The 10,478-nt window shown below is 71.2% G+C and carries 8 protein-coding genes; 1 reads left to right on the top strand and 7 read right to left on the bottom strand.

All coding sequences use genetic code 11. The annotated features are described in order from the left end of the window. Positions 1–325: 325 nt before the first annotated feature. From ACYVD1_RS21650 to ACYVD1_RS21630, 5 genes are all read right to left on the bottom strand, one after another. Positions 326–643, bottom strand: coding sequence for an L-rhamnose mutarotase (locus ACYVD1_RS21650; RefSeq protein WP_460775833.1), 318 nt, complete (start codon positions 641–643; stop codon positions 326–328). Between the two features lie 94 nt (positions 644–737). Continuing rightward, positions 738–1,805, bottom strand: a complete 1,068-nt coding sequence (gene rhaS, locus ACYVD1_RS21645; RefSeq protein ID WP_460775830.1) for a rhamnose ABC transporter substrate-binding protein — start codon at positions 1,803–1,805, stop codon at positions 738–740. Next, entirely contained in the window at positions 1,802–2,887 is a 1,086-nt protein-coding gene (locus ACYVD1_RS21640; protein ID WP_460775826.1) for an ABC transporter permease, read from the bottom strand. Before ACYVD1_RS21640 ends, rhaS begins: the two co-directional genes overlap by 4 nt. Beyond that, entirely contained in the window at positions 2,871–3,908 is a 1,038-nt protein-coding gene (locus ACYVD1_RS21635) for an ABC transporter permease (protein ID WP_460775823.1), read from the bottom strand. Before ACYVD1_RS21635 ends, ACYVD1_RS21640 begins: the two co-directional genes overlap by 17 nt. A gap of 37 nt (positions 3,909–3,945) precedes the next feature. Beyond that, positions 3,946–5,469 (bottom strand): sugar ABC transporter ATP-binding protein, encoded by a 1,524-nt coding sequence (locus ACYVD1_RS21630; RefSeq protein WP_460775820.1) that lies wholly within the window; start codon positions 5,467–5,469, stop codon positions 3,946–3,948. Positions 5,470–5,812: 343 nt separating this feature from the next. On the opposite strand from ACYVD1_RS21630, the gene ACYVD1_RS21625 reads away from it, so the two are divergent. Then, on the top strand, positions 5,813–6,865 hold the full coding sequence (locus tag ACYVD1_RS21625; protein WP_460775818.1) for a LacI family DNA-binding transcriptional regulator: 1,053 nt from the start codon (positions 5,813–5,815) through the stop codon (positions 6,863–6,865). 34 nt (positions 6,866–6,899) lie between these two features. Here ACYVD1_RS21625 and ACYVD1_RS21620 read toward each other — a convergent pair whose 3' ends face one another. Both ACYVD1_RS21620 and ACYVD1_RS21615 read right to left on the bottom strand, forming a co-directional pair. Further along, positions 6,900–8,399, bottom strand: a complete 1,500-nt coding sequence (locus ACYVD1_RS21620; protein WP_460775815.1) for a rhamnulokinase — start codon at positions 8,397–8,399, stop codon at positions 6,900–6,902. Then, positions 8,396–10,447 (bottom strand): bifunctional aldolase/short-chain dehydrogenase, encoded by a 2,052-nt coding sequence (locus tag ACYVD1_RS21615; protein WP_460775812.1) that lies wholly within the window; start codon positions 10,445–10,447, stop codon positions 8,396–8,398. Before ACYVD1_RS21615 ends, ACYVD1_RS21620 begins: the two co-directional genes overlap by 4 nt. Positions 10,448–10,478: the final 31 nt, after the last annotated feature.

The raw sequence follows: 10,478 nt of genomic DNA, 5'->3' as shown, positions 1-10,478 counted from the left end.
ACCACGCGTCCCCCTTTCCCGATAGCCGCCAACCCGCCGTCGTAGCGGAGCGGGTCAAGGTGGAGCGCCGTTGACGCGCGAAGCGCTCGACGGCGACGACCTTGAGGCGCGCAGCGGAGACGGCCACCATCGGGCGGCGGGAAAGGAGGGAACCCCAGCCCGGAAGGCAACCCCCACCAGAGCAGGCACCCCCCCAAACCACCAGCGCAGGAATCCTCACACCTCACCCGGCAACCCCTGAACCACCCGGCAACCCCCAACCATCCGGGACCACCCCGCACAGGACCCCACAGCACAGGCGTCAATCCAACCAAAGCACGATCCGTCAAGGCAGGTGGAAGACCTCGGTCAGCGGCACCATTCCCTCATCGGGGCGGCCGGGCAGGTTCTCGAAGAACGGGGCCATCTCCGCCTGCCATCGCGCGTTGATCTCGGTCTGGGCCATGGCGGCACGGGCGGCCTCGAAGTCCTCCGTCTCCAGGTAGCCCACGACCATGCCCCGGTCGTCGCAGAACAGCGAGTAGTTGTGCCAGCCGGTGGCGGCCAGGGCCTCCCTCATCTCCGGCCAGACCTCGGCATGGCGCTCCTTGTATTCCTCGAGACGGTCTTGGCGCACCTTGAGCACGAAACACACGCGTTGCACGGGGTGCCTTTCTGATGGATGTGCCGGAGGCGGAGGGCCCGCCTCCGGCACGGGTGGGAACTTGCAGGTGGGAACTGGTCGGAAACCGCAGGGGTCAGAAGTCGAAGTCGTCGACGTTGTCGGCGTCGAAGACCTGCGGCGGGCCCAGGACGATCTCACCGTCGGTCTCGAACGTGAACTCGCCGAGCTCCCCCGCCGTGAAAGTCTCCCCCTCGGCCCCGGTGATCTGCCCGGCCTGGAGTGCGGCACCGGTGTACCCGGCAAGGTAGCCGAGCTCGTGCGGGTCCCACAGCGCGAACTCGTCGACCGTGCCGTCGTGCACGAACTCGCGCATCTGACCGGGTTCGCCCAGGCCGGTGACGGCCAGCTCGCCCTGGTACTCCGAGTCGCTGATGTAGCGGGCCGCCGCGGCCAGGCCCACGGTGGTCGGCGACACGACACCGTCCAGGTCCGGGTGGGCCTGCACCAGGCCCTGCATCTCCTGGAAGGACTCCAGGTCGTCGTCGTTTCCGTAGACGGTGTCGACCAACTCCAGGTCGGCGTACTCGTCCTCCTCGAGGATCTGCTCCATCTCCTCGATCCACGCGTTCTGGTTGGTGGCGTTCGGGGTGGCGGACAGGATGGCGAAGGTGCCCTCACCACCGAGGTCCGCACTGACCATGTCGATCAGGGTCTGGCCGATGAGCTCGTTGGAGGACTGGTTGACGAACACGTCCGTGCAGTTGGCGTCGGAGTCGTAGCTGACGACGGCGGCACCGTTGTCCCTGGCCTCGTCGAGCGCGGGGCACACCGCGTCCGGGTCGTTGGCCGCGATCACGATGACGTCGCTGCCGTCCTGACTGGCGGCATTGATGTACTCCACCTGGGAGTCGGCCGTGGGCTCGGTACCGCCCCGCTCGGTGGCCTCCCCGGCGATCTCCTCGACGGCTTCGACACCGCCCCCGTTGACCAACTCGAAGAAGGGGTTGTTGAGCTGCTTGGGCAGGAAGTCGACCTGCAGGCCCTCGGGGATCTCGGCGTCCGGGTCGGCGGTACCGGAGGGCCCGGAGCCCTCGTCGTCTTGGGCGTCGTCGATGGTGGTGCCGCCGCAGGCGGTGGCGAGCAGGACCGCGGACGCGGACGCCGCGAACAGCAGGGATGTTCGGCGCAGGGAATCGGTCATGGCTTCTCTCCGGTGGTGGCGGCGGCCGGACTCGTCCGGCCGGTTCGGGTGGGTTCGGGATTTCCGGCATCCGGTTTTCGACGGGCGCGGAACCGGGCCGCCAGGTTGGGTGCGACCACGGAGGCGATGAGGATCAGGCCCGTGACCACCTGCAGGACCTCACTGGAGATCCCTAGGAGCTGGAGCGCGTTGCGAATGGAGCCGAGCAGGAGCACCCCGGCCATCACCCCCAGGACGCTCCCCACGCCCCCGAAGATGGACACTCCGCCCAACAGGACCGCGGCCACGACCTGCAGTTCGAGGCCGAATGCGGTGTCGGCCCTGGAGGTCCCGTACTGCAGCGTCCAGAACACCCCGGCCCCGGCGGAGACGAGGCCGCTGGTGACGAACAACCAGAACTTGGTCCACTTGACCGAGACACCGGCGAAGCGGGCCGCCTCGGGGTTGTTGCCGATGTCGAACAGGGAGCGGCCCAGCGCGGAGGCGTGCAGCAGGACCGCGAACAGCAGGGCCAGGACGGCAATGAGCACCGCGATCCACGGCAGCCCCGAGATGCCCAGGAAGGTGGACCGGACACCGCTGACCCAGTCCTGCGGGTAGCTGGCCACGGCCCGGTCACCGAGCAGGACGTAGGCCAACCCCCGGTAGAGGGCCATGGTGCCGATGGTCACGGCCAGGGACGGCAGGCCGCACAGGGTGACCAGGACACCGTTGAGCGCCCCCAGGAGCAGCCCGACACCGAGGCAGACCCACAGGGCGGTCTCGATGGGTACCCCTGCCTCCCACAGCACGCCCATGGTGGCGCTGCTCAGGGCCAGGGTGCTGGCCACCGACAGGTCGATCTCCCCGGTGATGACGATGAGGGTCATGGGCAGGGCCATCAGGGCGATGGCGGCCACGCTCAGCAGCAGGAAACCGATATTGCGTTCGGTGGTGAAGCTGTCGACGAACAGGCTGGCGCAGAGCAGGCTGACCAGCAGCGCTCCGAGTACCGGTGACTCGCGCAGCGACAGCACCGAGTGCAGGCGGGCTCCGAACCCCGGCCTGGCGGGTGCGACGGTGTGTTCAGGCGCCACGGGCACCCTCTCCTCGAAGCTTGCGGGCGGTGCGCAGGGCCAGCATGCGGTCCAGGCCGATGGCGGCCAGGATCAAGGCCCCCACCACGGCCTGGTGCCAGAACTGGTTGATCTGCCAGATGGGCAGGGCGGCTGTGATGGTGGTCATCAGTACCGCGCCGATGGCGGCTCCGTAGACGGTGCCGACCCCGCCCGCGATGGCCACCCCTCCGACCACGGCGGCCGCGACCACCTGGAGTTCCATGCCGAACCCGACGGTGGAGTCGACCGTGCCGTAGCGGGCGGCGAACAGCACCCCTGCCAGCCCGGCCAGGGAGCCGTTGACGGCGAAGGCGACCAGGACGCGCCGCCCGGCGGGGATGCCGGACAGGCGGGCGGCTTCGGCGTTGGATCCGATCGCGTACAGTTCGCGGCCCGAGCGGTAGTGGGACAGGTACAGGCCGATCGCGACCACGGCGACGATGGCCACCGCCGCCGGGAGCGGAACCCCCAGGACGCTGATCCGGCCCAGCGCGAGGAAGGTGCCGGGCATGTCGTGGGCGTTGACCTGGCCGCCGTCGGCCCACCAGTGGTTGAGCCCCCGGTAGGCGTAGAGCGTTCCGAGGGTGACCACCAGCGAAGGCACCTGGACACTCGTGACCAGGACCCCGTTGAGCAGACCGCACACCGCTCCGATGGCGATGCCGCAGACCACGACCACCGGGGCGGGCAGCCCGGGGAAGGTGACGAAGAGGATCCCGGTACCGAAGGCGGCGAGGCCCATCACCGAGCCCACTGAGAGGTCGACGTTCTTGGTGATGAGCACCAGCGCCTGACCGACCGCGAGGACGGACAGCACCGTCGCCCCGAGGAAGAGGTCGCGCACGCCCTGCGCGGACAGGAAGCCGGGGTTGTACAGCCAGGTGGCGAAGATGAGGACCACGACCGCGAGCAGGACGCCGAGTTCGCGTACCTGTCGCGTGCGGCGGGCGGGCCGCCCGCTCGGGGGGCCCTTGTGGGGCGTGCTCTCCGGGCCGGGCTGGTTCACGGGTTCTTCCGACTGGGGGTAGGTGGAAAGGCGCGCATCAGGCCACCTCGCCCGGGTGCTGTCCGGTGGCCGCGTACATCACCGACTCCTCGTCGGCCTCGTCCCGGTCGAGTTCGGCCGTGACCCGGCCCTCGTGCATGACCAGGACCCGGTCGGCCATACCGAGGACCTCCGGGAGTTCGCTGGAGACCATGACGATGGCCAAGCCCTCCCCCGCCAGGCGGGAGAGCAGCCGGTGCACCTCGGCCTTGGTGCCGACGTCGATGCCGCGGGTGGGTTCGTCGATGAAGAGCACTTTGGGCTCCGTGGCGAGCCACTTGGCTAGGACGACCTTCTGCTGGTTGCCGCCGGAGAGTGTGGAGACCGGGTCGGCGAGGTCGCCGTACCTGAGGTGCAGGCGCGCTCCCCAGTCACCGGCGGCATCGCGTTCGGCACCCGGGCGCAGCAACCCGAGGCGGCTCAGGGGCACGCGCCGGGTGGCGGTGGCGTTGCGTTCGATGGAGGCCTCCATGACCAGCCCCTGGAGACGCCGGTCCTCGGGGACGAGCGCGGCCCCCGCCGCCATGGCGGCCTTCGGGCGGCCGTTGGGCAGGGTCCGGCCCAGTACACGGACCGTTCCGGAGTCGGGAAGGTCCACGCCGAAGGCGGCCCGGATGACCTCGCTGCGGCCAGCGCCCACGAGCCCGGCCAGGGCGACGATCTCACCGGCGCGCACGTGGAAGGACACGTCGGTGAAGACGCCCTCGCGGGTCAGGCCCTCGATCTCCAGGACGGTGTCGCCGACCGGGGCGTCCTCCTTCGGATACAGGGTCGTGACGTCGCGGCCGACCATCCGGCGGACCACGGTGTCCACGTCCAACTCGGCCGTGGGGTCGCAGGAGACGAACGCGCCGTCGCGTACGACGGTGACCCGGTCGGAGAGCGCGAAGACCTCGTCGAAGCGGTGGGAGATGAACAGCAGCGCGGCGCCGTCGTCGCGCAGGGAGCGGGCAACCCCGAAAAGGCGTTCGGCCTCCACCCCGGAGAGTGCGGCGGTGGGTTCGTCCATGACCAGGACCCGGGCCCGGCGGGTGAGGGCCTTGGCGATCTCGACCAGCTGTTGGTCGGCGATGGACAGGCCCCGCGCCGGGCGGTCGGGGTCGATCTCCACGCCCAGGCGGGTGAAGGCCTCTTGGGTCCGGCGGCGCATCAGGCCCCGGTCGATGGTGCGCAGCCGGGTCCGCGGCTGGCGGCCGACGAAGATGTTTTCCGCCACCGACAGGTCCGGGAAGAGCGTGGGCTCCTGGTAGATGACCGCCACGCCCGCGCGCTGGGCGTCGACGGGGGCGCCGAACACGGCCGGGTCCCCGTCGACCAGGACTTCCCCGGCATCCGGCCGGTGGACCCCGGCGATGGTCTTGACCAGGGTGGACTTACCCGCCCCGTTCTCCCCGACCAGGGCGTGGATCTCACCGGCGCGCAGTTCGAGGGAGAGCCCGCGCAGGGCGCGTACGCTCCCGAAGACCTTGCTGACATCGGCCAGGGCGAGGGGTGGAGGAACCGGCGACGGCTGTTCGGGCACGTGCGCCCTCCTTGGTGCTGGGTCGGTGTTTCTTGGCAGACAGCCTCAAAACGTTTTAATATGGTGGGGATGTTAGGCGCGCCACATCCGCACGTCAAGAGGCCGGAAGAGAATTCGCGGACACCGGTCCGCGCTTCGAGCCCGGGCACGTCAGCCGCCCCAGGACGGCCACGCGACGCACCGAACCACCGCACTGAGCGTTGTTGACACGTTTCAATCCTGGTGTGAGCATGAGGCACCGTCCACCGGAACGCGGATCCGCCCCAGCGCACAGCGCCGCTGACACCCGCACCGACCCGACCGACACAGAGCACCCGACCCACACTGAGCACCGGAGACCTCGTTGCCGACAGCCGAAACCTCCCCAGCGCGACGCCCCGCGGGGATCACCGAGGTCGCCAAGCACGCTGGGGTCTCCCCCGGGACCGTGTCGAACGTGCTCAACCGTCCGGAGCGGGTCGCCGAGGCGACCAGGGCCAAGGTCGAAGCCGCCATCGCCGAGCTCGACTACGTGCGCAACTCCTCCGGGAGCAACCTGCGCTCCGGCCGCAGCCAGGCCGTGGGGCTCCTGGTCCTGGACGTGACCAACCCCTTCTTCACCGAGGTGGCCCGCGGCGTGGAGGACGAGGCCGCCGAACTGGGCCTGGCGGTCATCCTGCTCAACTCCGCGGAGACGGCGGAGCGGCAGCACCGCAACCTCCGGCTGCTCGCCGAGCAGCGGGCCGCGGGCGCGGTGGTGATGCCGGTCGACGACGACCTGTCGGACCTGCTGTGGCTCAGCAAGCAGGGGGTCGCTTGGGTCGCCCTGGACCGCGGCGACGTCTCGGAGGAGGTGGGGTGCAGTGTCAGCGTGGACAACCACGCGGGAGGCCTGGCCGCCGGGCGCCACCTCATCGGTCTCGGCCACGAACGGGTCACCTTCGTGACCGGCCCCTTCGCCATCGAACAGGTCCGCCGACGCCACGAAGGCCTGCGCGACGCCTTCGTCGAGGCCGACATGGACCCGGACGCGTCGATCAGCGTCGTCGACCTGCCCCAGCTCAATCCCGACCAGGGCGAGCGCGCGGTGGACGCGGCCCTCGCGGGCGGCCCCCGCCAGCGGCCGAAGGCGGTCTTCTGCGCCAACGACCAGCTCGCCCTGGGGTTCATGAAAGGGCTGGGCCAGCGCGGGTTCCGCGTCCCCGACGACATCTCGGTGGTCGGCTACGACAACGTGGACGTCGCCGACCTGGTCCATCCCGGTCTGACGACCGTCGCCCAGCCCAAGTACGAACTGGGCCGGTCGGCGATGCGCCTGCTCCGTTCGCAGCTGGACGACCCGGACCACGCGCACGAGCGGCTGTTGTTCACCCCCGAGCTCGTCCTGCGCGGCTCCACCGCCGTCCACCGCCCCTGAGGCGGCACCCCAGGGGCGGTTTGAAACGTTTCACTTAGCCCGTCAGCCGACGCTGGGCCCGGTACCAGGGCTCTTCGGGCCCGGCTGGCTCGTACCTCCGGAGCTCGGTGGACTCGGCGACGACCCCGCGCAGCCGGGCCAGGTCACCTTCCACGGCTCCGACCGCCCTGGCCTGGACCAGTAGGTTGCCGACGGCGGCGCCCTCGGCCGGACCGGCGACCACGGGGAGACCCACCGCGTCCGCGGTGAGCTGGCACAGCAGGGTGTTGTGCACGCCCCCGCCCACCACGTGGACCACCTCCACGGAGGTCCCGCTCAGCTCCGCCGCCTCGTGGACCGCGCGCCGGTAGGCCAGTGCGAGGGAGTCCAGGACGCACCGCACGACCTCCGCCTCAGTTCCGGGTTCGGGCTGACCGGTCCCGGCCGCGAAGGCCCGGATCCGGGCGGGCATGTCGCCTGGGGGCAGGAAACGCGGGTCGTCCACGTCCACCACGGTCGTGCGCGCCGGGAGTGCAGCGGCCTGTTCCAACAGGGAGGCCAGATCGGCGTCCCGTCCGCGCTCCCGCCACACGCGCAGGGACTCCTGGAGGAGCCACAGGCCCGTGACGTTGCGCAGGTAGCGGACGGTGCCGTCCACCCCGAGCTCGTTGGTGAAGTTGGCGGCCCGTCCCGCCTCGGTGAGCACCGGGCCCTCCAGCTCGACCCCGACCAGCGACCAAGTCCCCGAGGACACGTAGGCGAAGTTCGGAGTGCGGGCGGGGACCGCCACCACCGCGGACGCGGTGTCGTGCGAGCCCACCGCCACCAGCGGCGCCCCGGCCGCGGCGCCGACGTCCCCGCGCAGCCGCCCCACCACGTGCCCGGGTTCGACGAGTTCGGGCAGCAGGCCCCGCGCGGGGACCCCGAAACCCTCTGACAGCAGGTCCAAACAGCGGTCGGCCCACTGCCGGAGGCGCACGTCCACCAGGCCGGTGGTGGAGGCGTTGGTCAGCTCGGCGACCCGCTCACCCGTCAGCCAGTGCCCGAGCAGGTCGGGGATGAGCAACAGGTCCCGAGCCGCGGCCAGTTGGGCGCTTCCCGAGGCGGCGGCGAGCTGGAAGAGGGTGTTGAAGGGTTGGACCTGGAGGCCGTTCGCGGCGTAGAGGTCGGCCGCTGGGCAGTGGGCGAAGACCTGTTCGGGGACACCGTCGGTGCGGCGGTCCCGGTAGTGCACCGGGTTGCCCGCCAGGGCACCGTCGGCGTCGAGCAAGCCGTGGTCCACCGCCCAGGAGTCGATGCCGATCGAGGCCAGGCCTTGGCTCTCGGCGGCCCGCCGCAGTCCGGAGGTGACCCCGGCGAAGAGCGCCAGAACGTCCCAGTGCAGGACCTCGCGTTCCCCCGCCGGGACGGTGACCGGTGTGTTGGGGAACCGGGCCACATCCTCGGTCCGCAGCCGGGTTCCGTCGAAGGACCCGGCGATCACCCTCCCGCTGGAGGCACCCAGGTCGACCGCCGCGTGCACGGGCACCGCCCCCGCTTCTCTCCGGGCGCTCATCGCAGGAAGGCCGCGGCCACGCCGCTGTCGACGGGAACGTGGAGCCCGGTGGTGTGCGACAGCTCCCCTGCGGTGAGCGCGAACACCGCGTTGGCCACGTGTTCGGGCAACACCTCCTTGCCGAGGATGGTCCGCTTGGCGTAGAAGGCGCCCAACTCCTCCTCTTCCACCCCGTAGACCTTGGCGCGCTGGGCGCCCCAGCCGCCCGCGAAGATCCCCGAGCCGCGCACCACCCCGTCGGGGTTGACGCCGTTGACCCGGATGCCCTCGCCGCCCAGCTCGGCGGCGAGCAACCGCACCTGGTGGGCCTGGTCGGCCTTGACCGCCGAGTAGGCGATGTTGTTGGGCCCGGCGAACACGGCGTTCTTCGAGGCGACGTAGACGATGTCGCCGCCCAGCCCCTGGGCGGTCATCAGCCGGGCGGCCTCCCGGGAGACCAGGAAGGACCCCTTCGCCATGACGTCGTGCTGCAGGTCCCAGTCGTGCTCGGTGGTCTCCAGCAGCGGCTTGGAGATGGACAGCCCGGCGTTGTTGACCACCAGGTCTATGCCGCCGAAGGCCAGGGCCGCCTCAGCGAAGGCCCGCTCCACGGCGTCGGCGTCGCTGACGTCGCAGGCCAGGCCGATCGCCGTGTCGGCGCTGCCCAGCTCCGCCGCGACCTTGGCGGCCTGTTCGCCGTCCAGGTCGGCCACCACCACGCAGGCCCCCTCGGCGGCCAGGTGGGCGGCGATCGCCCGGCCGATCCCGCTGGCGGCGCCGGTCACCAGGGCGACCCGCGTGGCCAGCGGCTTCGGTGCGGGCAGCCGCTTCAGCTTGGCTTCCTCCAGGGCCCAGTACTCGATGCGGAACTTCTCCGACTCCTCGATGGGCCGGTAGGTGGAGACCGTCTCGGCGCCGCGCATCACGTTGATCGCGTTGACGTAGAACTCCCCCGCCACGCGCGCGGTCTTGGCGTCCTTGCCGAAGGAGAACATGCCCACGCCCGGGACCAGGACGATCGCCGGGTCGGCGCCGCGAATGGCGGGGCTGTCGGGGCTGGCGTGGCGCTCGTAGTAGTCGCGGTACTCGGCGCGGTACTCCCGGTGCAGCTCGCCCAGCCGGGTGACCGCCTCGTCCACGGATGCGGTGGCGGGCAGGTCCAGCACCAGGGGGCGGACCTTGGTGCGCAGGAAGTGGTCCGGGCAGGAGGTGCCCAGGGCGGCCAGGCGGGGGTGCTCGGCGCCGGAGAGGAAGTCGAGGACGGGTCCGGTGTCGGTGAAGTGGCCGACCTGGGGGCGGTCGGTGGAGGCGAGGCCGCGGATCACCGGGGCCAGGGCCGCGGCGCGCGCACGGCGCTCGGCCTCGGGCAGGGCCCCGTAGCCTTCCAGGGCGGGGCCGAAGGGGTGCGCGCTGCCCTGCCCGTTCCGGCCGCGCTCGGCGATGAAGGCCTCCGCGGTGCGGATGATCTCCAGCGAGTTGGCCTGGCACTGTTCGCTGGTGTCTGCCCAGGCGGTGATGCCGTGGCCGCCCAGGACCGCGCCGATGGCGTTCGGGTTCTCCTCGGCGATGGCGGCGATGTCCAGGCCGAGCTGGAAACCGGGGCGGCGCCAAGGCACCCACACCACGCGGTCGCCGAAGCACTCCCGGGTGAGGCGCTCGCCGTCGGCCGCCGTGGCCAGGGCGATCCCGGAGTCGGGGTGCAGGTGGTCCACGTGGGCGGAGCGGACCAGGCCGTGCATGGCGGTGTCGATGGAGGGTGCGGCGCCGCCCTTGCCGAAGAGGCAGTGGTCGAAGGCGGCGACCATCTCGTCCTCGCGCTCCTCGCCCGGGTAGACGTCGACCAAGGCGCGCAGCCGGTCCAGCCGCAGGACCGAGAGTCCTTCTTCGGTGAGGGTGCCCAGGTCCCCGCCGGAGCCCTTGACCCACAGCAGGTCGACGTCCTGTCCGGTGACGGGGTCGGTGGCGGCGCCGGCGGCGGAGGTGTTGCCCCCGGCGAAGTTGGTGTTGCGCGGATCGGCGCCAAGGGTGTTGCTGCGCTCGATGAGCTCGGTGACGACGGGGTCGGGCACGGTGTCTCCCTGTGCGGTCCTGGAGTGGGGC

The sequence above is a fragment of the Nocardiopsis nanhaiensis genome (genome assembly GCF_054778635.1).
The sequence above is the reverse complement of the archived record's forward strand: the minus strand, read 5'-3'. Positions and strand labels throughout refer to the sequence as shown.